Annotated in this window: 17 protein-coding genes; 7 read left to right on the top strand and 10 right to left on the bottom strand. The window is 72.8% G+C overall.

What is annotated here, in order from left to right:
- Position 1: 1 nt before the first annotated feature.
- The 7 genes from ACFYUV_RS29940 to ACFYUV_RS29910 form a co-directional block, all read right to left on the bottom strand.
- The gene (locus ACFYUV_RS29940) at positions 2-1,948 is read right to left on the bottom strand and encodes a CRTAC1 family protein (protein ID WP_387673776.1); all 1,947 of its coding nucleotides are present in this window, start codon (positions 1,946-1,948) and stop codon (positions 2-4) included.
- Entirely contained in the window at positions 1,945-2,910 is a 966-nt protein-coding gene (locus tag ACFYUV_RS29935; protein ID WP_387674355.1) for a DUF1702 family protein, read from the bottom strand. The genes ACFYUV_RS29940 and ACFYUV_RS29935 overlap by 4 nt, the downstream gene beginning before the upstream one ends.
- Before the next feature lie 155 nt (positions 2,911-3,065).
- Positions 3,066-4,058, bottom strand: coding sequence for a DUF1702 family protein (locus ACFYUV_RS29930; RefSeq protein ID WP_387673773.1), 993 nt, complete (start codon positions 4,056-4,058; stop codon positions 3,066-3,068).
- 35 nt (positions 4,059-4,093) lie between these two features.
- Positions 4,094-4,282: an acyl-CoA carboxylase epsilon subunit gene (locus ACFYUV_RS29925; RefSeq protein WP_352366329.1), complete on the bottom strand. Its 189-nt coding sequence runs from the start codon at positions 4,280-4,282 to the stop codon at positions 4,094-4,096.
- A 172-nt stretch (positions 4,283-4,454) separates the two neighbouring features.
- Positions 4,455-7,226, bottom strand: a complete 2,772-nt coding sequence (locus ACFYUV_RS29920; RefSeq protein ID WP_387673770.1) for an AAA family ATPase — start codon at positions 7,224-7,226, stop codon at positions 4,455-4,457.
- A 57-nt stretch (positions 7,227-7,283) separates the two neighbouring features.
- Positions 7,284-9,035 (bottom strand): 2-isopropylmalate synthase, encoded by a 1,752-nt coding sequence (locus tag ACFYUV_RS29915; protein WP_387673767.1) that lies wholly within the window; start codon positions 9,033-9,035, stop codon positions 7,284-7,286.
- A gap of 18 nt (positions 9,036-9,053) precedes the next feature.
- Positions 9,054-9,380, bottom strand: a complete 327-nt coding sequence (locus ACFYUV_RS29910) for a hydroxyisourate hydrolase (protein WP_357982008.1) — start codon at positions 9,378-9,380, stop codon at positions 9,054-9,056.
- 367 nt (positions 9,381-9,747) lie between these two features.
- Between ACFYUV_RS29910 and ACFYUV_RS29905 the strand changes: the two genes are divergently transcribed.
- The 4 genes from ACFYUV_RS29905 (at position 9,748) to ACFYUV_RS29890 (ending at position 15,927) form a co-directional block, all read left to right on the top strand.
- Complete coding sequence (locus ACFYUV_RS29905; RefSeq protein WP_387673763.1) at positions 9,748-9,942, top strand: hypothetical protein; 195 nt, start codon at positions 9,748-9,750, stop codon at positions 9,940-9,942.
- A gap of 216 nt (positions 9,943-10,158) precedes the next feature.
- Positions 10,159-13,224, top strand: a complete 3,066-nt coding sequence (locus ACFYUV_RS29900; protein ID WP_387673760.1) for a BTAD domain-containing putative transcriptional regulator — start codon at positions 10,159-10,161, stop codon at positions 13,222-13,224.
- Positions 13,225-13,296: 72 nt separating this feature from the next.
- Positions 13,297-14,355: a glucose-1-phosphate thymidylyltransferase gene (locus ACFYUV_RS29895; protein WP_387673756.1), complete on the top strand. Its 1,059-nt coding sequence runs from the start codon at positions 13,297-13,299 to the stop codon at positions 14,353-14,355.
- Positions 14,356-14,451: 96 nt separating this feature from the next.
- Positions 14,452-15,927 (top strand): MFS transporter, encoded by a 1,476-nt coding sequence (locus tag ACFYUV_RS29890; protein WP_387674353.1) that lies wholly within the window; start codon positions 14,452-14,454, stop codon positions 15,925-15,927.
- Positions 15,928-16,022: 95 nt separating this feature from the next.
- Here the strand turns inward: ACFYUV_RS29890 and ACFYUV_RS29885 are convergent, their stop codons facing one another.
- Positions 16,023-17,231 carry an acyl-CoA dehydrogenase family protein gene (locus ACFYUV_RS29885; protein WP_387673753.1) on the bottom strand — a complete coding sequence of 403 codons (1,209 nt, stop codon included), beginning with the start codon at positions 17,229-17,231 and terminating at the stop codon, positions 16,023-16,025.
- Positions 17,232-17,405: 174 nt separating this feature from the next.
- On the opposite strand from ACFYUV_RS29885, the gene ACFYUV_RS29880 reads away from it, so the two are divergent.
- Genes ACFYUV_RS29880 through ACFYUV_RS29870 form a run of 3 tightly spaced genes read left to right on the top strand, consistent with a single transcriptional unit; the run spans position 17,406 to position 20,375 of the window.
- Positions 17,406-18,581: an acyl-CoA dehydrogenase family protein gene (locus tag ACFYUV_RS29880; RefSeq protein ID WP_358295171.1), complete on the top strand. Its 1,176-nt coding sequence runs from the start codon at positions 17,406-17,408 to the stop codon at positions 18,579-18,581.
- Positions 18,582-18,592: 11 nt separating this feature from the next.
- Entirely contained in the window at positions 18,593-18,994 is a 402-nt protein-coding gene (locus tag ACFYUV_RS29875; protein ID WP_358295174.1) for an SgcJ/EcaC family oxidoreductase, read from the top strand.
- Between the two features lies 1 nt (position 18,995).
- Entirely contained in the window at positions 18,996-20,375 is a 1,380-nt protein-coding gene (locus ACFYUV_RS29870; RefSeq protein ID WP_358295642.1) for an FAD-dependent oxidoreductase, read from the top strand.
- A gap of 63 nt (positions 20,376-20,438) precedes the next feature.
- On the opposite strand, the gene ACFYUV_RS29865 is transcribed toward ACFYUV_RS29870, so the two are convergent.
- Together ACFYUV_RS29865 and ACFYUV_RS29860 are read right to left on the bottom strand one after the other, a co-directional pair.
- Positions 20,439-21,593 (bottom strand): epoxide hydrolase family protein, encoded by a 1,155-nt coding sequence (locus ACFYUV_RS29865; RefSeq protein WP_387673748.1) that lies wholly within the window; start codon positions 21,591-21,593, stop codon positions 20,439-20,441.
- A 42-nt stretch (positions 21,594-21,635) separates the two neighbouring features.
- Positions 21,636-23,177: a 4-hydroxyphenylacetate 3-hydroxylase N-terminal domain-containing protein gene (locus ACFYUV_RS29860; RefSeq protein WP_352359656.1), complete on the bottom strand. Its 1,542-nt coding sequence runs from the start codon at positions 23,175-23,177 to the stop codon at positions 21,636-21,638.
- Positions 23,178-23,309: the final 132 nt, after the last annotated feature.

Genomic DNA, 23,309 nt, shown 5'->3' with positions numbered 1-23,309 from the left:
GTCACTTCTCCTTCGCTTGCGAGCCGAGCTGGAGGGTGTGCCAGCCGGGGGTGAGCGTGAGCTCCTGCTGGTGCCGCTGTCCGGCGCGATCGCGCCAGCTCAGCTTGACCCGCACGGGGCCGGTGACGTTCGCGCCGAGGCCGATGTGCACCGCGTGCGCGCGCTTGCCGGAGTGGCCGCTGCCGCCGTCCACGCGGCCCATGAAGGAGCGGCCGTCGGGCGTGGTGGCGGTCACCGTCGCGCCGATCACCGGCGATCCGGCGGCGGGCAGCGGGCCGGCCGCGGAGGGGGTGTCGTGCAGCAGGCGCAGCCCGAGGAACGAGCCGGCCGACCGGCTGGTGTTGAGGTAGAAGGCGGGGGCCTCCCACTGGCGGGCCACCGCGAAGTCGATCAGGCCGTCGCCGTTGACGTCCCCGGTCGCGATGCCGCGCGTCGGCACGGGCACGGCCAGGCCGAGCTGCTCCGACAGGTTGGCGTAGCGGCCGTCGGGGCCCTTGGCGAAGAAGGCCAGCGTCTGCGCGCCGGCGATGTCGCCGCCCTCGGTGACGTTCGGCCACGACTTGGGGTTGCTGGTCACGCCGTCGTTGGCGGCGGCCAGCTCCTGCAGCGGCGGCCAGCGGTTGACGTCGCCCTTGACGAACCCGGTCGCCTGGACGATCTCGTTCTCGCCGTCGTTGTCGAAGTCCTCGATCTTCGGGTCCCAGCCCCAGCCGGACCAGGCGGTGCGCAGCTCGGCGCTGAGGTCCTTCCACGGCGCCTTGCCCTGCCGCAGCTTCTCGCGCAGCTCGGCCTGGGTCTTGACGGTGGACAGGAACGTGAAGTTGCTCTCCTGGATGCCGTACGGGGTGGTGATGTTGCTGACGAAGAAGTCCAGGACGCCGTCGTGGTTGAGGTCGCCGGCGTCCGAGCCCATGCCCTTGAAGGAGTCCTCGCCGAGCACCTTCGACTTCGGCACGCCGATCTCGTGCGTCCCGACGGTGGGGGAGAACGTGATCCTGCCGGGGGAGGAGGTGTTGTAGAGCAGGTGGTCGGGCCCGAAGTCGTTGTTCAGCAGCAGCTCGGGCAGGCCGTCGCCGTCCAGGTCGGCGCTGGTCGCGCCGAGCTCCCAGCCGGTGGACACGTCCGGCGGCAGCACGCCGTCCAGGCGGGTGAAGCCGCCGTTGCCGGTGCCGCGGAAGAAGTAGTCCCGGCCGCCGTTGACGGCCTTGGACAGCGAGTGGTTCATCTGCACGCCGCCGTCCACGCGGCTGTCGAGGACCGGGCTGCCGTCGGGGAAGTAGTTGCCGACGAAGATGTCCTGCCTGCCGTCACCGTCGAAGTCGGCGACGGTCGCGACGTTGCTGTTCCACACCTCGCCGGTGTACTTCGCGCCGCCCGCGTTGGGCACCAGCTCGGCCGCGTCGAAGGCGGCGGCCTCGAACCGGGCCGCGGTCGGCCGCTGCAGGTGCAGCGTGGGCGTGCGGCCCCACCAGTAGACCAGCAGGTCCGTGCGGCCGTCGTCGTTGTAGTCGGCGGGCACCGCGCCCATGGGCGCCATCGCGTCGGTGACCGGCAGCGAGCCGAGCGACAGCGCGAACGGCCGGTACCGCTCGCCGCCGCCCTCGACCGGCGCCGGGGTGAGGACCACCTGGTCGGTACGCGGGTCCACGATCACCAGGTCGTCGTCCCTGCCGTTGCCGTCGAGGTCGTTCAGCGCGATCGCGGCCCCCACCGAGGAGATCCAGGCGTCGATGTGCTTGTAGGCCTGGTTCACCTTGCGGACGGTCTTGGCCGGGCCGCCGCCCGGCATCGCGATCGCCAGGGACTTGAAGCCGTACGCGCCGGCCATCTCGGCCTTGGTCGCGTCGGAGGCGAAGGTCGGGTGGCCGATCGCGAAGACGGCGATCATCAGCGCGAGTGCGGCGACTCCGGCCGCCTGCTTGCGCAACCACGCGGCTACCGAGCTCACGAGGGAACACCTCCATGGAAGACGAACGTCTCGGCGATACGCCGGCGCCACGCCTCATAGGCGGGCGGCGAGTCCTGTGCTGTCGCGGTGGGGCGGGTCACGCGGCTCACCTCGGCCGCCTGCTCCGCCGTGGTGCCGCAGAGAACGCCCACGGCCGACTCGGTGTGCGGGAAGAGCAGCCCGGCGCGGATCCTGGCCTCGGCGGCGAACACGCTGCCCTGGGCCAGCGGCCCCCGGTGCGCTCCGGCGCGCTCGCGCAGCCACCGCAGCTCGGCGTCGTCGGCGCCGCCCGCGTAGGTGGCGGCCAGGCCGAGGCCGGCGTAGAGGTCGGCGTGGCGGGACTCGGGGAACCGTTCGAGCAGCGTGACCGCCCGCTCGGCGCTGGTGCCGGCGACGAACCACAGGGCGCGGCCGATGCCCTGGTCGAGGGCGTGGGCCGCGTAGTCCTCCTGGCCGGCCGGCCAGGAGAAGCGGGGTTCGCGCACCTGCTGGTGCACGTACCGGTCGGTGTGGAAGTAGGCCTGGTGGAAGCCGTACCCGTCGTGGACCAGCCACAGCAGCAGCGGGTCCAGCAGCCGGGGCTTGGGCCACAGGAAGCGGGGGAGCCGGGCCATGGCCCAGCCGATCCCCACGTAGATCATGTAGTTGTGGTGGTGCCCGCGTCCCTGGAGGCAGGCGTTGACCCGGCGCAGGTCGCCGAAGGTCATGCAGTCCAGGATGGCGAAGCCCATGCCCGCGCCCTCGTAGGCGAAGCCGCGGAAGCGGGCGGGCACCTCTTCGAGCCGGTCCTCGGCCTCGGCGACGGTGCGTGACTCCACGGCGTGGGCGTAACCGGCGAGAAAGTATTCGCCGACCGTCTCCAGTAATTCGGTGGACGCCGCGTTCTTCACCCAGAAGCCGCGCGTTTCGACTTTCGTCTCGCCGACGTCCGGCACCAGAATTCTGCGTCTCAGTGACCGCAATGCGCTTGCCAATTGAGCCTCCGCCGCTTATAGCCCGAACAATCCAATTTCATTGACACATGCCGCCCGGTGGCCGGACAACTTCGGGTTTGCTCAGCTAGGAGGCTCATTTTTGGGCGTGCGAAAGCGAATGACGTGCTTATTCCGGGAAACGCTCAGCGGGCCGGGAGCTCGGCCTCGGCCGCGAAATGCGCGCGCACCCTGGCGCGCCACAGCTCGTAATCCGGGACGCGTTCCGAGGTGCCCGCGGCGACTTCGCTCTCGTCGGCCAGCGCGACCGCGCCGGCCACGTCGAGCCCGGTCAGCACCGCGCCCGTGGCCGCCGAATGCTCCGGGACGAACCCCGAGTAGTGCCGGGCCTTGGTCGCGAACACCGAGCCCTGGGCCAGCTCGCCCCGGTGCTCCCCGGCCTCCTCGCGCAGCACCGCCGCCGCGCCCGCCGCGCACCCGGCGAACGTGGCCGCCAGCCCGACCCCGCTCCACAGGTCCGCCTGCCGCCCCGCGGCGAACGCGCGCACCGCCGCGGCCACGTCGCCCGGCCTGCCGCCGTGGATGAACCACAACGCCCGGCCGACGCCCTGGTCCACGGCGCGCGGGAAGTAGGCCGCGTTGCCCTGCCAGGGGTAGGGGGCCGGCACCTGCTGCCCGTCGACGTACCGGCGGGTGTGGAAGTAGGCCAGGTCGAAGCCGTACCCGTCCACGGCCAGCCAGCTCATCACCGGGTGGTACGGGGTGCCGTCCAGGTCGGGCAGCACCTTCTTCCACAACACCCGCGGCAGCCGGGCCATGGCGAAGCCGATGCCGATGTAGGCCAGGAAGATGTGCGGCTGCCCCGGGCCCATGAGCAGGTCCCGGGTACGCCGCCCGCGCCCGCCGCCCATGGCGTCCAGCACGGTGAAGGCCATCGTCGCGCCCTCGTAGGCGAAGCCGCGCTGCTCGACGTCCACCAGGGACAGGCGGCGCTCGATCTCCCACTGGTCGCGGACGTCGATGCCCCACTCGAAGCCGCACACGACGGCCTGCGGGATGGCCTCCAGACGGCCGGTGAGCGCCGAGGGGACGACGGGGAAGCCGCGTGCGCCGAAGGTCACGTCGGCCAGGGATGGCGCCAGCACGAGCCGGCGCAGCGAACCGAGCAGAGACGACATGGTGTGCTCCTCCTCCAGTACCGTGAAGACCCGGGTCAGCTCGCCCAGGCCGCCAGCCGCCAGTCGCCGCCACCGCCGGGCAGCGGGCTGCGCACCAACACGGACGGGTCCGACCACGCCGACGCCTCGCGCTCGGCCGCCTCGGCCAGGCGGCGGAAGACCGCCGCGACGACCGCTTCGAGTTCCTCGGGGGTCGCCTGCCCCCGCACCACGGTGAGTTCCATGCCTTCGACGCTCGCCCGCGGGCCCGCGCGGCCGCAACTTCCTGCATGCCCGGTGCCCACCGGGAGCACAGGTGAGCACGGGTGAACCCGGTCCGGCGGCGGAAGGCTCGCCGGACCGGGTCGGCACGGGTCAGGATCGGGCGGTCAGGATCGGGCGGTCAGGATCGGGCGGTCAGGATTGGGCGGTGTCGTCGAACTCCACCACGAGCGGGAGGTCGGCCCGGCGGCGGATGTTCAGCTTGCGGTAGGTGCGGGTCAGGTGCTGCTCGACGGTGCTGATCGTGATGTAGAGCTTGGCCGCGATCTCGCGGTTGCTGTAACCGGCCGCCGCCAGCGCGGCGACCCGGCGCTCGCCGACGCTCAGCACGCCGATCAGGTCGCCCGGCAGGGGGGACGGCGCGCCGTCCGCGTCCGCCGCCCGGCTGAGCGCGCCGATCATCGGCTCGGCCCCGCACTCCAGGGCCGCCGCCTGCGCCCGTCCGGCCACCGTGCGGGCCCGCCGGAACTCGCCCAGCGCCTCGTACGCCTCCACCAGGTCGAACAGGGCCCTGGCCAGCTCGTACCGGTCGCCGGCGAGCTGGAGGTACTCCACCGCCTGGCGCAGCAGCGCCGGACGGCGGGCCGGCTCGGAGACGGCCGCCTTGAGCCGCATCCCGATGCCGCGTCCCCGGTAGGCGCCGGGGCCGCAGCCGTCCAGGTGGGCCTTGATCAGCTCCCTGGCCTCCTCGGTCTGGCCCATCCGCAGGCACGCCTCGGCCGCGTCGGCCTGCCAGGGGATCAGCGCCGGGTTGTTCAGGCCCCAGGCCGTCACCAGCTCGCCGCAGCGCAGGAAGTCGTGCAGGGCGGCCACGAACGACTCGCCGGCCAGGTTGTAGCGGCCGCGGGCGTACAGGTAGTGCAGGCCGTAGCGGGTCTGGAACATGGCCTCGGCGACCGGCCGGTCCAGCGGGTCGCGCACGGCCTCGTGCCGGCCCATCGCGGTCAGCGCGATGACCAGGCTGGCCAGCGGGCCGCCGATGGCCACGCCCCAGCTGCTCATCGGGATCGTGTCCAGCGCGATGCGGGCGTGCCGCTCGGCGGCGGGCATGTCGCCCTGGCGGATCGCGATCTCGGCCCGGATGGCCGCCAGCCGGGCCCGGCGGCTCGGCGCCTGCCTTGCCGCCGCCTCGTCGCCGAACAGGTCGCACAGCGGCGCCGCGCGCTCGCAGCGCCCGGCGTAGGTGAGGGCCAGCAGCGAGTTCTCCACGACGTCCAGGGACATCTCGTCCAGCCGCTCGCCCTCCAGGATGCGCTCGACGGCGTCGAGGTTGTGCTCGCGCGGGCCGTGGGTGAGCACCTCGGCCAGCGCGAGCGTGGACTCCAGCCGCCGGTTGACGGCGACCGACACCATCCCGGCCAGGATGTGCTCGCGCGGCGGGTTGGCCACGTACGCGGCCAGCGGCGGGCAGGTCACCCGCAGCCAGAGCTGCGCCACGACCAGCTCGGCCAGCGTCGCGTGGTCGGACGCCGACGCCTCCTGGTTGAGCTGCTCCAGCACGTCGCGGGCGTCCTCGAAGCGGCCGTGCCACAGCAGCGCGCGGGCCAGCACGACGGCGTCGCTGCCGTGCAGGCTGCCCTTCTGCAGCGCCTCGGTGAGCTGGTCCAGGTGCCCGGCGGGGGTGGCCGGGTTGATCCGCCACTCCGCGCGGACGAGCATGGTCATCAGCTTGGAGCGCTGGAGCTCGTCGGTGCACTCGCGCCAGGCCAGCTTCAGGTAGGCCACCGCCGACTCCACCTCGCCCTTGCGCAGCGCGGCCAGCGCGGCCTCCTCCAGCGTCGGCACCACCCACGGCGCCTCGACCCTGGCGGCCTGGAGCAGGCGGTCGGCGACCACGCCGGGCCGCACGCCGCGCGTGTAGGCCAGCTCGGCGGCGCGGCGGTACAGCTCCTTGCGCTCGGACAGGTCCATGCCGGCCAGCACCGCCGAGCGCACCGCCTCGTGCCGGTAGCCGCCGCCGCGCAGCAGGCCGGTCGCGCCGATCGTGAGCAGCTCCCTGCTGACGTCCACGGCGGGCAGTTCGAGCATCTCGGCCAGCCCGTCGGCCTCGCCGAGAATGGCCAGGCCCTGCGCCACCCGGACGGTACGCGGGTGGCTGCGCCGCAGGCACGTCTCGACCGCCCGGACGAACCGGTCGCCGACGACCAGCTCGCGCGGCGGCTCCTCCACGGCCCGCAGGTGCTGGCGGTAGTCGGCGGCCAGTTCGCCGGCCAGCAGCGGGTTGCCGCCGCTGATCGTGTGCCACTCGTCGGCGAACCGCTCGGTCGCGCTGAGCCCCACCTGGCCCGCCACCAGCGCGGCCACGCCCCTGCGGGAGAGCGGGGCGAGCTGCAGACGCAGGCAGTGCGGCAGCCGCAGCAGGTCGGTCTCTAGCGGCCCGTCCGTGCCCTGCCGGTCGTTGAGCGCGAACACCGCCACGATCCGGGCGTTGCGCACCCGCCGCGCCAGGTAGGCCAGGCAGAGCAGGGAGGTGCGGTCGGCGTGGTGCACGTCGTCCACGACGACCACCAGCGGGCAGCGTTCGGACAGGTCGAGCAGCACCGTGACGAGGGCGTGCACGACCTGCGGGTCGAGCAGCCGCTCGGCGTCGGCGTGCGCCGCGGTCGCGGTCCGCACGCCCTCCGCCAGCAGTTTCTCCGAGCGTTCGCGCTCCTCCTCGACCAAGGGGGCGTCCTGGATGAGCTGGCGGAGCAGGCCCAGTTGCAGGTCCTGCTCCATGCGCGATCCTGTCGCCGTCACCGCGAGCGCGCCCAGCTCTATGGCCTGTTCGGACAACGCGCGCAGCAGCGCGCTCTTGCCCGTCCCGGCGGGTCCGCTGACCAGCGCGACCCGTCCACGGCCGAGGATGGCGTTGGCGACGAGCGACTCCAGGCAGGACATCTCCTCCTGCCGTTCGATGAGAGTCATGGCCGTCTCCCCACATGTCGTGTTGCGCTCACGCTAGGCCGGGGTGGTATTCGATCTCTATCGTCCCGCCATCAGCCGCCGGTTCCTGGCCGCGCGCCGGCGTCCGGGCTCGGGAAGGGCCAGGTCGGGGGCAGGGGCGGGGGCGGGTGCGGCGGCCGGCGGGTCCGCGCGGCGGGCGCGGGCCACGGCCGTGCCCACGGCGGCCAGGGCCGCGGCTACCGCGTCGGGCGCGGCGCCGGCGCCCCACGCCGTGCCGCCGTCCAGGCCGCAGCGGGCGTAGACGGTCACCTCGCCGCCGGCGGCGCCGGCCGCGCCGTCGAGGTGGTGCACGGCCCGGACCCGGACGCCTTCGGCCTCCAGCGCCGCGCGCAGCGCCGCCGCCGTGTCGGATCGGGCCCGCCCGTACGCGCCGCCGTCGACGTGCAGCGTGGCCACCGTCCCGGCGAGGTCGCCGGGCAGGCCGCCGGGGTCGCCGGGGGGCAGGTACTCCTGCTCGAACAGCCGCCTGATCCGCTCCGGCTCGACCTCGCCCTGCCCGGCCTCCGCCATCGCCTGGACGGCCCGGCCCAGCTCGATCTGGAGCCCGCGCGGCAGCGTGATCCCGTACCGGGCGTTCAGCAGGTACGCCGGTCCCGCCTTGCCCGACTGGCTGGTGACCCGGACCACCGCCTCGTACGTGCGCCCCAGGTCCCGCGGGTCCACCGGCAGGTACGGCACCTCCCACGGCAGCTCCGCCGGGTCGTTCCCGGTACGGGCCGCCTCCCGGTCCATGGCGTCGAACGCCTTCTTGATCGCGTCCTGGTGCCCGCCGGAGAAGGCGGTGAACACCAGGTCGCCCCCGTACGGGTGGCGCGGCGGCACCGCGAGCCCGGTGCACTCCTCGACGACGCGCCGCACCCGGTCGAGCTCGGAGAAGTCGACGCCGGGGTCGACGCCCTGGGTGGCCAGGTTCAGGCCCAGCGTGACCAGGCAGACGTTGCCCGCCCGCTCGCCGTTGCCGAACAGGCAGCCCTCGACGCGCTGGGCGCCGGCCAGCATCGCCAGCTCGGCCGCCGCGACCCCGGTGCCGCGGTCGTTGTGCGTGTGCACCGACAGGCAGACGTGCTCGCGGTGCGGCAGGTTGCGGTGCAGCCACTCGATCTGGTCGGCGAACACGTTGGGCGTCGAGCGCTCGACCGTCGTCGGGAAGTTCAGGATGATCGGCCGGTCGGGGCCGGGCTGCCAGACGTCCATGACGGCCGCGCAGACCTCCAGCGCGAAGTCCGGCTCGGTGTCGTGGAAATGCTCAGGCGAGTACTGAAACCGAACATCACCCTCTTCGAGTAATTTATCGGCATATTTCATGACCAATCGGGTTCCCTGGACCGCCAGGTCCTTGCACTCGTCCCGGTTCATCCCGAACACCAGCCGCCGCGCCAGCGGCGAGGTCGCGTTGTAGAGGTGGATCGTCGCCCCGGGCGCCCCGCTCACGCTCTCCACCGTGCGCTCGATCAGCTCGTCGCGCGCCTGGGTCAGCACGGTCACGCACACGTCGTCCGGGATGCGGTCGCGCTCGACCAGGAGCCGGACGAAGTCGTAGTCGTCCTGGCTCGCCGCCGGGAAGCCGACCTCGATCTCCTTGTAGCCCATGCCCACCAGCAGGTCGAACAGCACCAGCTTGCGGCCGGGGTCCATGGGCCTGGGCAGCGCCTGGTTGCCGTCCCGCAGGTCGGTGGACAACCAGCGCGGCGGCGCGGTGAGCACGGCGTCCGGCCAGGCGCGGTCGCCGAGCGGCATCCGGGGGAAGGGTCGATAGCGGCTGATCTTCATGTCCGGCCTCACTGTCCCTCAGCTGAGCGATCCGAAATAGACGGTCGAGAAATGCGGCGAGATCAGCACGACGATGTGGTTCACGGCGGTCTCGTCCACCATGCGGAAGGTGACGACGATCTCCGGATACGCCGGCCGCAGCCCGAGCCCGACGAAGTACGGGTCGGTGGCGAACACGATGCGGTACAGGCCGCGGTCGAGCGGGCGGTCGGCCCACTCGCTGACCGATCCGTCCTGGTCCGTACGGGTCTCGGCTTCGAGCACCCATTGCCCGTCGGCGTCATGGTCCAGGCGTACGTGCAGGTCGGCCGCCCCCCGGCCGTAGACCGCGTCCTGGGCTTGCACCGCTATTCCCATCGAACCTCTCCGAGTGGTCCGCGCGGGCCGTCCGCGCACATGGCCACCCGGACGACGACAGGTCGCGCCGCCCGGGCTCGCGCCCAAGGCTCGCGCCGCCGCCTATCCGCCGGACCTCCGGCCGCTATCGCCGCGCTATCGCCGTCCGATCGCCGCCGATCGCGAAAAGAGGCGGCCGCCTTATTTCGCGCTATCGCCGCTATCGCCGGCGGGTGCGGAGACGGGTGTGCACAGCGTCCAACGTGCGCTGATGCCCGGCGAAAAGAAGATGGATAAAGCGCGAATTGCGCACCGTGTGAGCGTCATTTCCGAAGCCGCGGCGAAGACCGCGGTAATCACCCGGAGGTAGATCGAAATGACCGCGACCACCACCGTCACCGCCCGCGTCCGCCTCACCCTCGCGCTGCTGCTCGCCGCGCTGGCCGGCTTCGCCGCCATCGCCGCCGCGCCGGCCCCCGCGCACGCCGTTCCGTCCGCCGGCCAGCACGACACCGTCAACGGCACCATGGACTGGCCGTGGGGCCTGATCGAGGGCGCCTTTCAGCGCTGACGGTGACAGGCAACACGGATCACCCTGAAACGCTCCAAAACTGGCCACATACCCAAGGGCGTTGTACCATCCACCCAAACCATGGCAGAAACTTTTGAGGGGTAAGCACCAGTTACGCCGCTCATCATGGCAATCACGCCCGGATTCCGGTCGCTTCGGGAAAGATCTTTGACCGAGGGCGATGATTTGTTTGAGGGGATGCGGGTGGAGTTTCGCGTGTTGGGTGCGCTCGAGGTAACTGCGAGCGAGAGACAGCTCGATCTTGGCGGGGCGCGGCAGCAGATCGTCCTCGCCGTCCTGATCCTGAACGCCAATCACTCGGTCACACTGGACCGCCTCGTCGAGGCGATCTACGACGAGGACCCCCCGGCCACGTCGCGCGCACAGGTGCAGATCTGCATCTCCGCGCTCAGGCGCCTGTTCAGCGCCCACGGCCACCCCGAGATGATCGTCACCACCCGGCAGGGCTACATGTTGCGCGCCCCCGCCGACGCGATCGACGCACGCCGTTTCGAGAGCCTTGTGAGCCGGGCCCGCAAGGCTCGGGACGGACGTTCCTTCCCCGAGGCCATCCAGTACTACCGCGAGGCGCTGGCGTTGTGGCGCGGCCCGGCTTTCGACGGCATCGACAGCAGGGCCGTGCAGGCGCTGGCCAGCGGGGTCGCCGAGCAGCGCGTCACCGCCAACGAGGACTGCGTGCAGCTCGAACTGGACCTCGGCCGCCACCACGAGCTCGTCGGCGAGCTGGCCGCGCTGGTCCAGGAACACCCGCTCAGGGAGGGACTGGCCGCCCAGCTCATGGTCGCCCTCTACCGCTCAGGACGGCAGGCCGAGGCGCTCCAGGTCTACCGCGACGCCCGGCGGGTCATCGTCGAGGAGCTGGGCATCGAGCCCAACGAGCGGCTCCAGCAGCTCGAATCGGCCATCCTCACCTCCGACGAGAGCCTGGAGGCGCAGCCGCCGCCCGCGGCGGCCCCGGCCGAGCCGCCCGCCCGTCCGCCCGCGGTGCCCGGCATGCTCCCCTCCGACATCGCCGACTTCATCGGGCGGCAGGCCCAGCTCGACGTCATCAGGCAGCGGGTGACCGTCCCCCTGGCCGGGGACGGCCGCTTCGCCGTGCCCGTCATCGCGGTCGCCGGGCGGGCCGGGATCGGCAAGACCACGATCGCCGTGCACGCCGCGCACAGCGTCGCCGCGCACTTCCCCGACGGCCAGCTCTTCGCCGACCTGCACGGCGGCGTCTCCCGCCCGGTCCACCCGATGCAGGTGCTCGACCGGTTCCTGCGGGCCTGCGGCGTGCAGGGGACGGCGCTGCCCGACACCCTCGGCGAGCGGGCCGAGCTGTACCGCATGCTGCTGGCCGACCGCAGGATGCTGATCGTGCTCGACGACGCCGCCGCCGAGAGCCAGGTGCTGCCGCTGTTACCCGGCAGCCCGACCTCGGCCGTCATCACCACCAGCCGGACCCGGCTCGGCGGGCTGGCCGGCGCCACCCACGTGGACGTCGACCTCTTCGACGCCGCCCAGTCCGTCGAGCTGCTGTCCCGCATCGCCGGGGCCGAGCGCGTACGGGCCGAGCCGGAGTCGGCCGCCGCCCTGGCCGAGCTGTGCTGCTTCCTGCCCCTCGCGCTGCGCATCGCCGGCGCCCGCCTGGCCTCGCGCCCCCACTGGGCCGTGGAACAGCTCGTGGACCGGCTCGGCGACGAGGCCCGCCGGCTCGACGAGCTCAAGCACGGCGACATGGGCATCAGGGCCAGCCTGTCGCTCACCTACGACGCGCTCACCGAGCACGCCCGCCGCCTGTTCCGCCGGCTGGCGATCCTGCACTCGCACATCTTCTCCGCCTGGACCGGCGCCGCCCTGCTCGACCGGCCGCTGGCCGACGCCCAGGACCTCTTCGACGACCTGGTCGACGCCCAGCTCATCGAGGTCGCCGGGGTCGGCAGGAACGTCAACGTCCAGTACCGCTTCCACGACCTCATCCGCGTCTACGCCCACGAACGCCTGGCCGCCGAGGAGCCGCCCGCCGAGCGCAGCGCGGCGCTGGCCCGCGTGCTCGACGCGCTGCACCGCCTCACCGAGACCGCCAGGACCCGCGAGTACGGCCCGCCCGCCGGCCCCCACCTGCGGCCCGGCCCCGACTCGCCGCTCCCGGCCGAGCTGGTCGAGCGGCTGGTCGCCGACCCGATCGGCTGGTTCGAACGCGAGCGCCACGTGCTGCTGGCCGGCATCCGCCAGGCCGCCCAGGCCGGGTTCGTGGAGCTGTGCTGGCGCACCGCGATGAACGCCGAGCCCTTCTTCGAGCTGCACGTCTACCTCGACGACTGGCGCGAGATCCAGGAGATCGCCCTGGAGGCCGCCCGCCGGGCGGGGGACGAGCGCGGCCAGGCCGAGATGTTGTGCGTGCGCGGCACGCTGGCCCAGACCGAGCAGCACTTCGGCGAGGCCAGACGCGACTTCGAGGCGGCCCTGACGCTGTTCGAGAAGACCGGCAACGTCGTCCAGATCGCCCGGTCCCGGCGGAACCTGGCGTTCCTGGAGCGCATGAACGGCCAGCTGGACGCCGCCGCGACGCACCTGGAACAGGCGCTGGCCATCTTCACCGACATCGGCGACCAGATCTCGGCCGCGCACACGCTGGACAACCTGGCCGCCATCCGGTCGGAGTGCGGCGACATCGACGACGCCAAGATCATGCTGGCCGAGGCGCTGGTCCGCGGGAAGAGCGGCGGCAGCCGGCGCATCATCTCCCAGATCCTGCACCGGATGGGCCGGGTGCACCTGCAGGCCGAGGAGTTCGCGCTGGCGGCCGGCGCGTTCGAGGAGGCGCTCACGCTGGTGGAGGAGATCGGCGACACCGTCGGCGAGTCCTTCGCCCTGCACGGCCTCGGCATCGCCCACCTGCGCAGGGGACGCCTGCGCGAGGCCGGCGACCTGCTGCGCCGGGCGCTGGCCGTGGCCGAGACCGCCCGCCACCGCCTGGCCGAGGCGCACGCCCTGGCCGGGCTGGGCGAGCTGGCCGTCACCGCGAACGAGCCCGGCGACGCGATCGGCCGCCTGCGCAAGGCGGTCACGCTGTTCCGCCAGATGCGCGCGCCGCTGTTCGAGGCGCAGACGCTCACGATGCTGAGCGAGGTGCTGGTCGCCCTCGGCGACGCCAGCGCGGCCGAGCGGGCGCTGTCGCGGGTGCACGAACTGGCCGACACGGTCGACGAACGGGCCGGTCAGCGGCTGCGCGACAACCTGTCCTCGGCCGCCGGGCTGGTGGAGGGCATCGGCTGACAAGCCCTGCTTCGCCGTCATCCCGCACTGTCAGAGATGCCCGCGGGGCCCGTCGTTGGGATTCTGGCGAGCATGAAGGCTCTGGTGCTGTCCGGCGGGTCGGGCACCCGCATGCGTCCCTTGAGCCACTCCATGCCGAAGCAGCTCATCCCGATCGCCAACAAACCGGTCCTGGAGCACGTGCTGGAGAGCCTGCGCGCGCTCGGCGTGACCGAGATCGGCCTCGTGGTCGGCGACAGGGAGGCGCAGATCGCCGAGGTCGTCGGCGACGGCTCGCGGTTCGGGACGCGCGTCACCTACATCCGCCAGCTCCGCCCGCTGGGGCTGGCCCACTGCGTCAAACTGGCGCGACCCTTCCTCGGCGGCGACGACTTCGTCATGTACCTCGGCGACTGCGTCCTGGCCGACGGCATCGGCCCGATCGCCGAGGAGTTCCACGCGTTGCGCCCGGCCGCCCAGATCGTGGTGCACCGGGTGGCCGACCCGCGGCCGTTCGGCGTCGTCGAGACCGACGAGACCGGCGCGGTGCTGCGGGTGGTGGAGAAGCCGGAGCAGCCGCGCAGCGACCTGGTCATGACCGGCGTCTACTTCTTCACCCCGGCCGTCCACGAGGCGGTGGACCGCATCGTCCCCGGACGGCGGGGCGAGCTGGAGATCACCGACGCCGTCCAGTGGCTGCTGACGTCCGGCCAGGAGGTCAGGGCGAGCCTCTACCGCGGCTACTGGAGCGACGCCGGCCGCGTCGATGACGTCCTGGAGTGCAACCGGCGGCTGCTGGCCCGGCTCTCCCGCGACATCGCCGGCCACGTGGACGCCGCCAGCCTGGTACGCGGCGACGTCGTGCTCGGCCCCGGCGCGCGGGTGGTCGCCTCCGTCGTCGAGGGACCGGCGATCATCGGCCCGGACACCCTGATCGTGGACAGCCACATCGGGCCCGGCACCTCCATCGGACGCGACTGCGTGGTGCGCTCCACCCGCCTGTCCGACTCCATCGTGCTCGACGGCGCCTCCATCGTGGCCGCCAGCGGCCTGCGCGGCTCGCTCATCGGGCGCTACACCACCGTCGCTCCCGGCCGCAGCGACCATCGTCTCGTGGTCGGCGACCACACGCGGATCGAGCTGACCACATGAACCCAGGGAACAAGGAGTGAGGACGTGACCGACGACGGCGCCCCGCGCGCGGGGCGGAAAGAGTGGCTCGGGCTGGTGGCGCTGTTCCTGCCCACGATGCTCGTGGCCCTGGACATCAGCGTGCTGTTCCTGGCCTTGCCGCACCTCAGCGCCGACCTGGGCGCGGACGCCACCCAGCAACTGTGGATCACCGACATCTACGGCTTCATGACCGCCGGGTTCCTGGTCACCATGGGCTCGCTCGGCGACCGGATCGGCCGCCGGCGGCTGCTGCTGGCCGGAGGCGCGGCCTTCGGCCTGCTGTCGCTCCTGGCCGCCTTCTCCACCAGCCCCGAGATGCTGATCGTGGCCCGCGCGCTGCTCGGCGTCGCCGGGGCCACGCTGCTGCCCTCGACGCTGTCGCTGATCGGCGTCATGTTCCGCGACCCCCGCCAGTTCGGCCTGGCCATGGCCGCCTGGGGCACGGCGTTCATGCTGGGCATCGCGCTCGGCCCGGTGGTCGGCGGCGCGCTGCTGGAGCGCTTCTGGTGGGGGTCGGTCTTCCTGATGGGCGTGCCGGTCATGCTCCTGCTGCTGGCCGCGGCCCCGCTGCTGCCGGAGTTCCGCGATCCCGCCGGCGGCCGGATCGACCTGGTCAGCGTCGTGCTGTCGCTGGCGGCGATCCTGCCGCTGATCTACGGGCTCAAGGCGGTCGCCCGCGACGGCTGGGGCGCCGGTCCGGCCGTCGCGGTCGCCGCCGGGCTGCTCGTGGGGGCGGTGTTCGTGCATCGCCAGCGCGCGCTGGCCCACCCGCTGCTGGACGTGCGGCTGTTCCGCCACCGCGCGTTCACCGCCGCGGTGCTGATCGGATTGCTGTGCGGGGCGCTGCAGACCGGGACCGGCATGGAGGTCGCGCTGTTCCTGCAGACGGTCGAGGGCATGTCGCCGCTGGAGGCGGGGCTGTGGCTGCTGGGCCCGGCCGTCGCGCTCATCGTCTCGATCAACCTCACCCCGCGGCTGGCCACCCGGGTGCGGCCGGCGTACCTGCTGGGCGGCGGCATGGTGATCGCGGTCGTCGGGCAGCTCCTGCTCACCCAGGTCGTCGTGGGCGCGGTGACCGCGCTGATCGTCTTCCTGGGCGTGTGCTACTTCGGCGTCGGGCCGGTCGGCGGCATGATCAACCAGGTGGCGATGAGCACCAGCCCGCCGGAGCAGGCCGGTTCGGCCGCCTCGCTGGTGGCCACCGGCGGCGAGTTCGGCGTCGCGCTGGGCGTCGCGACTCTGGGCAGCCTCGGCACCGCGGTCTACCGGGGCACGTTCGCCCCGCCCGCCGGCACCCCGGCGCTCGCCCAGGACGGCATCACCGGCGCGGTCACCGTGGCCGGTCAGCTGCCCGCCGACCAGGGCGCGGCGCTGCTCGGCGCGGCCCGCGAGGCGTTCACCGCCGGGCTGCACGCGGTCGCCTGGGCGAGCGCGGCCCTGTGCGCCGTGCTGGCCGTGCTCGCGCTGGTCCGGCTGCGCGGCGTGGCGCCCTTCGCCGGGGTTCACGACGGCCACCACCAGCCGGACCAGGAGCCCGCCCTGGTGGACTGAGCGCACGAGACCGAGCGCACGAGACCGAGCACACGACACTGAGCGCACGAGAAGGCGGGCCCGGTTCACCGGGCCCGCCTTCGCCGTCCGGAGGGTCAGTCCAGGCCGAACCGGGCGCGGGACAGCTCCCGGTTGGCCAGGGCCGCCAGGTAGATCGCGAACCCGGCGTGGCTGTGCGTGGTGGACATGTCCCGCCAGATCCGCTCCATGCGCTGGCCGTCCCTGACCGCGCTGGAACCGGCCGTCGGGAACAGGCAGCCCTCCACGGCCCGCCAGGCCAGCCGGGCGACCTCGCGGCTGACGGTGGCCAGGCGCACGTCCCGCTCCCTGGTGAACGCCTCCGGGCCCGCCGCGCAGGTCCGGCTCCACTGCTGGACGGCGTTCGTCATGGCCGCCTCGGCGGCGGTGAGCATGCCGGCGGCCTCGCCGTACCAGAACTGGTAGTCGGGGTCCTCGGCGCGGGTGGTGAACGGCGGGAAGATGGTCGTCCTGGTCCGCATCAGCTCCTCGTAGGCGTCCAGGGCGCCCTGGGCCATGCCGAGCACGACGGCCGCGCTGCCGAGCAGCATGACGCTGAGCGGGCCGCCGCCGTACTCGGGGTTGCCGTGCAGGTCCCGGCCGGGGGTGCCGCCGGTGACGACGGCCTGGCTGAGGTGGATCGGCAGCGTGAGGTGGCCGGGGACGCGGCCGCCCTGCATGGCGATGCTGTGCGAGCCGCTGCCCTTCAGGCCGAGCTGGCCGCCCCAGTCGTCCAGCCGGCGCCACTGGTCGCGCGGCGCGACGAACAACATCGGCTGCCCGTCCACGACGACGTGGCCCATGAAGTGGGTGGCGTACGGGGCTCCCGAGCAGTAGCTCCAGGTGCCGTCGAGGAGCCACCCGCCCTCGCCGTCCGGACGGGCCGAGCCGCCGGGCGCGACCGTGGCCGGGCAGACGAAGTCCCCGCAGGCGAACAGCTCGCTCTGGGCCCGCTCGCCGAACAGCGTGGCCACCGCCAGCGTGTGCGCCGCGCCGAAGGAGTACATCCAGCCGGTGGACGGGCAGCCCCGCGCGAGCGTCATCGACACCCGCATGAAGGTCTCCACGCCGAACTCGTAGCCGCCGAAGCGGCGGGGGACCAGGATGCGGTAGAAGCCCGCCCTGGCGAACGCCTCGTGGGTGTCGGGGGCGTAGTAGGTGCGCCGCTCCGTCTCGGCCTGGCGCTCGACCAGGGCGGGCACCATGGCCTCGGCCCTGGCGACGATCTCGTCGGGGGTGAGCCCGGGCTCGGGCGGAGCCATGGGGGCGTGGGTGACGGCTGTCATGCTGCGCGAACCCTTCGTCTCGGGTTTTCCCTCAAGGCTCGCCCGGCGCCGGTGACCTTCGCATCTCCGTGCGTGCCCGGCAATCCCGCACGCCGGAAGATGCGCCCGTCAACCGGCGAATGGGACGTTCAGGGAGCAGTGTCTCGACTGACGTCCCGGGAGGACATGGTGTTGATGACAGGTGCTCCGGCGCGGGAAGACCTCGTCCGCCGCGCGACGGAGGCAGGCCCTGTCCTGCGCAGGAACGCGGCCTGGGCGGAGGAGAACCGCAGGCTGCACGAGGAGACGATCGAGGCGCTGGCCGAGGCCGGCGTCTTCAGGCTGCGGACGCCGCGCCGCTACGGCGGTTTCGAGGCGGACACGCGCACCCTGGTCGAGGTCGCCGCCGAGCTGGGCCGCGCCGACGGCGCCGCGGCGTGGACGGCCTCGGTCTACTGGATCCCGACCTGGATGGCCGCCCACTTCCCCGAGGCCGTCCAGGACGAGGTGTTCGCCACCCCCGACGTGCGCATCTGCGGCACGCTCAGCCCCACGGCGATGGCCGTGCGCGCCGAGGGCGGCATCGTGGTCAACGGCAAGTGGGGCTTCGTCAGCGGCGCCCACCACAGCCACTGGCAGGAGATCGTGGCCGTCGTCGTCGGCCCGGACAGCGAGCCCGAGCCGGTCATGGCGCTGGTGCCGATGAGCGACCTGACCGTCATCGACGACTGGCACACCTCCGGCCTGCGCGGCACCGGCAGCGTCAGCACCGTGGCCCAGGACCTGTTCGTCCCGGCCGCGCGGGTCATGCCGCTGGGCGCGATCCTCCAGGGACAGCACGCCGACGGCGCCAACGCCGGCTCCCCGATCTACCGCTCGCCGCTGCTGCCGGTGGCCGCCGCCTCCTCGGTCGGAACCGTGCTCGGCCTGGCCAAGGCTGCCCGCGAGGTCTTCTTCGAGCGGCTGCCCGACCGCAAGATCACCTACACCGGGTACGCCAGCCAGAGCGCCGCCCCGCTGACCCACCTCCAGGTCGCCGAGGCCACCTTCAAGATCGACCAGGCCGAGTTCCACGCCCACCGCCTGTCCGCCACCGTGGACGCCAAGGACGCCGACTCCGCCCAGTGGACGATCGAGGAGCGCGTACGCGCCCGCGCCGACATGGGCGCCGTCTGCCGCCTGGCCAAGGAGGCCGTCGACATCCTGGCCACCGCCAGCGGCGGCTCCTCCATCTACAGCGACGTGCCCATCCAGCGCATCGCCCGCGACGTGCACGCCGTCAACCAGCACGCCCTCATGCACCCCAACACCAACGCCGAGCTGTACGGGCGGATTCTGTGCGGCCTCGAACCCGACACCCTCTACATCTGAAGGAGATCGCCATGACCACCGTGTCCGCCCCCGACCAGACCCTCGCCGTCGCCGCCCTGCCGCAGCAGATCATCGCCGCCTGGGCCGCCCACGACGCCGAGGCGTTCGCCGCCGTCTTCACCGAGGACGGCTCCATGATCCTGCCCGGCGTGTACCGCAAGGGCCAGGCCGAGATCCGCGCCTTCATGACCCACGCCTTCGCCGGGCCGTACCAGGGCACCCAGGTCACCGGGCAGCCCATCGACCTGCGTTTCCTGGCGGAGGACGTCTGCCTGCTGACCACCGAGGGCGGCGTGCTGGCGGCCGGCGAGAGCGAGGTCGCCCCCGAGCGCGCGGTCCGCGCCTCCTGGCTGGCCGTCCGCCGCGACGGGCAGTGGAAGCTGGCCGCCTACCAGAACAGCCCGCGTGACTGAGATGGCCGCTCACGTCGCACAGCGCGCGGTGGTGCTCGGCGGAGGCATGGCGGGGCTGCTGGCCGCGCGCGTGCTCGCCGAGCACTGCGCCGAGGTCCTGCTGGTGGACCGGGACACGCTGACCGGCGCGGCGGGCCCGCGCCGGGGCGTGCCGCACGGCTGCCACGCCCACGCCCTGCTGGCCCGCGGCCAGCAGATCCTGGACGAGCTGTTCCCCGGCCTCACCCAGCAGATGATCGACGACGGGGTGCCCGCCGGAGACCTGGCCACCAGCCTGCGCTGGTACTTCAACGGCCGCCGGCTGCGCCCGGCCCCCACCGGCCTGATCAGCGTCTCGGCCACCAGGCCCGTCCTGGAGGAGCAGGTCAGGAACCGCGTCTCGGCCCTGCCCAACGTGCGCTTCCTGGAGCGCACCGACATCCTCGGGCCGACCGCGACCCCGGCCCGCGACCGGGTCACCGGCGTCCGCGTCCGCGGGACGGACGGCGTCGAGGAGCACCTGGCCTGCGACCTGCTGGTGGACGCGACGGGCCGCGGCTCGCGCACCCCCGCCTGGCTCCAGGAGCTCGGCTTCCCCCGGCCGGACGAGGACCGCGTCAAGATCGGCCTGGCCTACACCACCCGCCACTTCCGCCTGCGCCGCGACCCGTACGGCGAGGACCTGTCGATCAACCCCGTCGCCTCGCCGGCGAACCCGCGCGGCGCGTTCTTCCCCAAGCTGCCCGGCGACATGAGCATGCTCTCCCTCACCGGCATCCTGGGCGACCACCCGCCGGCCGACCTGGAGGGCTTCCTCGCCTTCGCCAAGTCCCTGCCCGTGCCCGACGTCTACGACGCCGTCCGCGACGCCGAACCGCTCGACGAGGGCGTCACCTTCACCTTCCCGGCCAGCGTGCGGCGCCGCTACGAGCGTCTGCCCGCCTTCCCCGACGGCCTGCTGGTGCTGGGCGACGGCGTGTGCAGCTTCAACCCCGTCTACGGCCAGGGCATGACCGTCGCCGCCATGGAGGCGATGATCCTGCGCGAGCACCTCCAGGCGGGCGCGGTGCCGCCCTGGCGGGCCTTCTTCCGGGACATCTCGCGGGTCATCGACGTCCCGTGGGACATCTCCGCCGGCGCCGACCTCGCCTTCCCCGGGGTGGAGGGGCGGCGTACCGCCAAGGTGCGCATCGGCAACGCCTACATGGCGCGCCTGCACGCCGCGGCGGCCCGCGACGGCGCGGTCACGGCCGCGTTCATGCGGGTGGCCGGGCTCGTGGACCCGCCGCAGACGCTCATGCGGCCCGCGCTCATGCTGCGGGTCCTGTGCCAGAGCGGCGGCGGCCCCGCGCCGGCCGCCGCCCCCGAGCAGCGCCCGCAGGTGCCGCTGCTCAAGTCCTGACCCCGTCCGAACGACGAAAGGGACGCCGGCGGATCCCCGCCGGCGTCCCTTTCGTCCGTACGGCTACCTCAGGGAGCGGGCGAACGCGCGCACGTCGCCCACCAGCAGCTCCGGCTGCTCCATGGCGGCGAAGTGGCCGCCCCGCTCGAACTCGGTCCAGTGGCTGATCGTCGGGATGTCCCGGTCGGCCAGCCGGCGCACCGGCACGAAGATGTCCCTGGGGAAGACCGCCACGCCCACGGGCACGGTGATGGGCGGCGGCCGGTGCCCCTCGGCGGCCATCTTCAGGCCCGCCGCGCCCTCGTAGTAGAAGCGCGCCGACGACCCGGCCGTCGCGGTCAGCCAGTAGATCGACACGTTGGCCAGCATCCGGTCCCGGTCCACGGCGTCCTCGGGCGACTTGTCGGAGTCCGTCCAGTCGTGGAACTTCTCCACGATCCAGGCGAGCTGCCCCACGGGCGAGTCGGTGAGCGCGTACGCCAGCGTCTGCGGGCGGGTGGACTGCAGCTTCATGTAGCCCGACAGCTCCTCGTCGAACCGCGCCAGCCCGGCCAGCCGCCCCTGCTCGGCGGGCGTCAGGCCGGCCAGCTCGGCCGGATCGCCCGAGGGGAAGGCCATCAGCATGTTGACGTGCGCGCCGATCACGTGCTCGGGGGCCAGCCTGGCCAGCTCCAGCGAGATCACCGCGCCCGCGTCGCCGCCCTGCGCCAGGTAGCGGTCGTAGCCCAGCCGGCGCATCAGCTCGGCCCACGCCAGCGCCACCCGGTACGGGTGCCAGCCCGCCTCCCTGGTGTGCCCCGAGAACCCGAACCCCGGGATCGACGGGATGACCAGGTGGAAGGCGTCGGCCGGGTCGCCGCCGTGCGCGCGCGGGTCGGTGAGCGGCCCGATCACGTCCAGGAACTCGGCGACCGAGCCCGGCCAGCCGTGCGTCAGCAGCAGCGGCACGGCCTGCGGCTCCGGCGAGCGCACGTGCAGGAAGTGCACGTCGGCGCCGTCGATCTCGGTCACGAACTGCGGGTGCCGGTTCAGCTCGGCCTCGGCCGCCCGCCAGTCGAAGCCGTGCCGCCAGTGGTCGGCCAGCTCTCTGAGGTAGCCCAGCGGCACGCCGCGCTCCCAGCCGGTGCCGGGCAGCTCGTCCGGCCAGCGGGTGGCGTCGATCCTGCGGTGCAGGTCGGCCAGGTCGGCCTCGGGGATGTCGATGCGGAATGGACGCATGGGTGGGTTCGCCCTTCTCTTGTCAGGGGTGGGTCGAGCGGGTCAGCCGGTGCCGGTGCGCCGCAGCTCCTCGAAGGAGGACAGGTCGGGCACCGTCCAGCCGTCCAGGTCGTACTCGCCGAGGCAGCGGTCGACGAAGGCCGCGTACTCGTCCAGCTGGCCGCCGGCCATCTGCGAGAACAGCAGCTCGACCCGGGTGTTCTCGTGGTTGCCGCCGTAGTTGCGCTCGTAGAGCTCGTGGCGGCCGCCGAACTCCGAGCCGATCGCGTCCCACAGCAGCTTCATCACCTTGACGCGGCCCTCGGCGTCGGTGCCGTCCGAGCCGCGCAGGTATTTGTCCAGGTATGGGCGGATGTCGGGGTTCTTGAAGTCGGCCGCGCCGGAGTTGACGTAGATGAGCCCGCTGGCCACGTCCTGAAGGACGATCTCCTTGATCCGCGGGTAGCCGATCTGCATGAACCAGCGGTAGGCCAGGCCGTACTGCGGGTTGGGCAGCAGCGCGCCGTTGCGCCACTCCACCGGGTTGCGGGCGGCGGCGTCCGACAGCGCCCAGAACAGGTTGCGCCAGGCCAGCACCTCGCCGATCCGGGTCTGCACGCCGCGGAAGTCCTTGGTGCCGGTGATCTCCAGCGCCCTGACCAGCAGCCCGGCGATGAACTCCAGCTTCACCGCCAGCCGGGTGCAGCCGTGGAAGGTGAACCGCTCGGTGAAGCCCGACTGGCCGGTGAACAGCTGCGCCTTGCCGAGGTCGCCGTAGATGAACACGTTCTCCCAGGGGATGAGCACCTTGTCCAGGACGAGGATGCTGTCGTTCTCGTCCAGCCGGGAGGAGAGCGGGTAGTCGAACGGGCCGCCGGTCAGCGCCGCGTTCATGCCGTAGGACGGGCGGCAGATCAGCTTCAGGCCCTGCGCGTCCATCGGCACGGTGGCCACCAGCGCGAACTCGCGCTTCTTGACCGGCAGGCCGTAGTGGGCGATGAAGTTGTAGTGCGTCAGCGCCGAGCCGGTCGCCACCACCTTGGCGCCGCTCACCACGAGCCCCGCGTCGGTCTCCCGCTCGACGTGCACGTAGACGTCGTTGACCTCGTCCGGCGGGCGGTTGCGGTCGACCGGCGGGTGCACGATCGCGTGGTTCCAGAACAGCACCTTCTCCTGCGACTCGCGGTACCAGCGGCGGGCGTTGCCGTCGAAGGGCGCGTAGAAGCCGGCGTTGGCGCCCAGCGTGCCGAGGAAGGAGGCCTTGTAGTCGGGGCTGCGGCCCATCCAGCCGTAGCTCATCCTGGCCCACGTCGCGATGGCCCGCTGGTCGGCGACCAGGTCCTCGACCGTGCGCGGGGTGGTGAAGAAGCGGTGCGTGTAGCCCTCGCCGCCGCTGTCGGTGGGGCAGGTCAGCAGCTCACGGGTGCCGTCGGCGTGGAGGGCGTCGTAGAGCCTGGCGGTCATCCGCACCGGGTTGTGGAACGCCGGATGCTCGGTGACGTCCTTGACGCGGTCACCGTAGAGGTAGATCTCACGATCGTCACGCAGGCTCTCGACGTACTCGCTGCCCGTGAGCGGGCGGGTCTTCGGCGCGGCATCGGGCATCGGACATCTCCCTGGGCAGGCAGCACGGGTGCATCCTCAGCGTGGCACCCGCGCGCGCGGCGGCCATCTCGCGATGTGCGCTGTTCCGCCGGCGCGGGCGCGGGCGGCATTCTGGAAGGTGCCCGTGCGCGC

The sequence above is a fragment of the Nonomuraea sp. NPDC003560 genome, assembly GCF_042878785.1.
Taxonomy (GTDB): Bacteria; Actinomycetota; Actinomycetes; order Streptosporangiales; family Streptosporangiaceae; genus Nonomuraea.
The sequence above is the reverse complement of the archived record's forward strand: the minus strand, read 5'-3'. Positions and strand labels throughout refer to the sequence as shown.

Excerpts from the sequence above, each read along its gene's own strand:
- ACFYUV_RS29880 (WP_358295171.1), top strand. The coding sequence starts at position 17,406 with ATGACAGGTGCTCCGGCGCGGGAAGACCTCGTCCGCCGCGCGACGGAG.
- ACFYUV_RS29870 (WP_358295642.1), top strand. The coding sequence starts at position 18,996 with ATGGCCGCTCACGTCGCACAGCGCGCGGTGGTGCTCGGCGGAGGCATG.
- ACFYUV_RS29860 (WP_352359656.1), bottom strand. The coding sequence starts at position 23,177 with ATGCCCGATGCCGCGCCGAAGACCCGCCCGCTCACGGGCAGCGAGTAC.
- ACFYUV_RS29885 (WP_387673753.1), bottom strand. The coding sequence starts at position 17,231 with ATGACAGCCGTCACCCACGCCCCCATGGCTCCGCCCGAGCCCGGGCTC.
- ACFYUV_RS29930 (WP_387673773.1), bottom strand. The coding sequence starts at position 4,058 with ATGTCGTCTCTGCTCGGTTCGCTGCGCCGGCTCGTGCTGGCGCCATCC.
- ACFYUV_RS29925 (WP_352366329.1), bottom strand. The coding sequence starts at position 4,282 with ATGGAACTCACCGTGGTGCGGGGGCAGGCGACCCCCGAGGAACTCGAA.
- ACFYUV_RS29865 (WP_387673748.1), bottom strand. The coding sequence starts at position 21,593 with ATGCGTCCATTCCGCATCGACATCCCCGAGGCCGACCTGGCCGACCTG.
- ACFYUV_RS29875 (WP_358295174.1), top strand. The coding sequence starts at position 18,593 with ATGACCACCGTGTCCGCCCCCGACCAGACCCTCGCCGTCGCCGCCCTG.
- ACFYUV_RS29915 (WP_387673767.1), bottom strand. The coding sequence starts at position 9,035 with ATGAAGATCAGCCGCTATCGACCCTTCCCCCGGATGCCGCTCGGCGAC.
- ACFYUV_RS29905 (WP_387673763.1), top strand. The coding sequence starts at position 9,748 with ATGACCGCGACCACCACCGTCACCGCCCGCGTCCGCCTCACCCTCGCG.
- ACFYUV_RS29920 (WP_387673770.1), bottom strand. The coding sequence starts at position 7,226 with ATGACTCTCATCGAACGGCAGGAGGAGATGTCCTGCCTGGAGTCGCTC.
- ACFYUV_RS29890 (WP_387674353.1), top strand. The coding sequence starts at position 14,452 with ATGCTCGTGGCCCTGGACATCAGCGTGCTGTTCCTGGCCTTGCCGCAC.
- ACFYUV_RS29895 (WP_387673756.1), top strand. The coding sequence starts at position 13,297 with ATGAAGGCTCTGGTGCTGTCCGGCGGGTCGGGCACCCGCATGCGTCCC.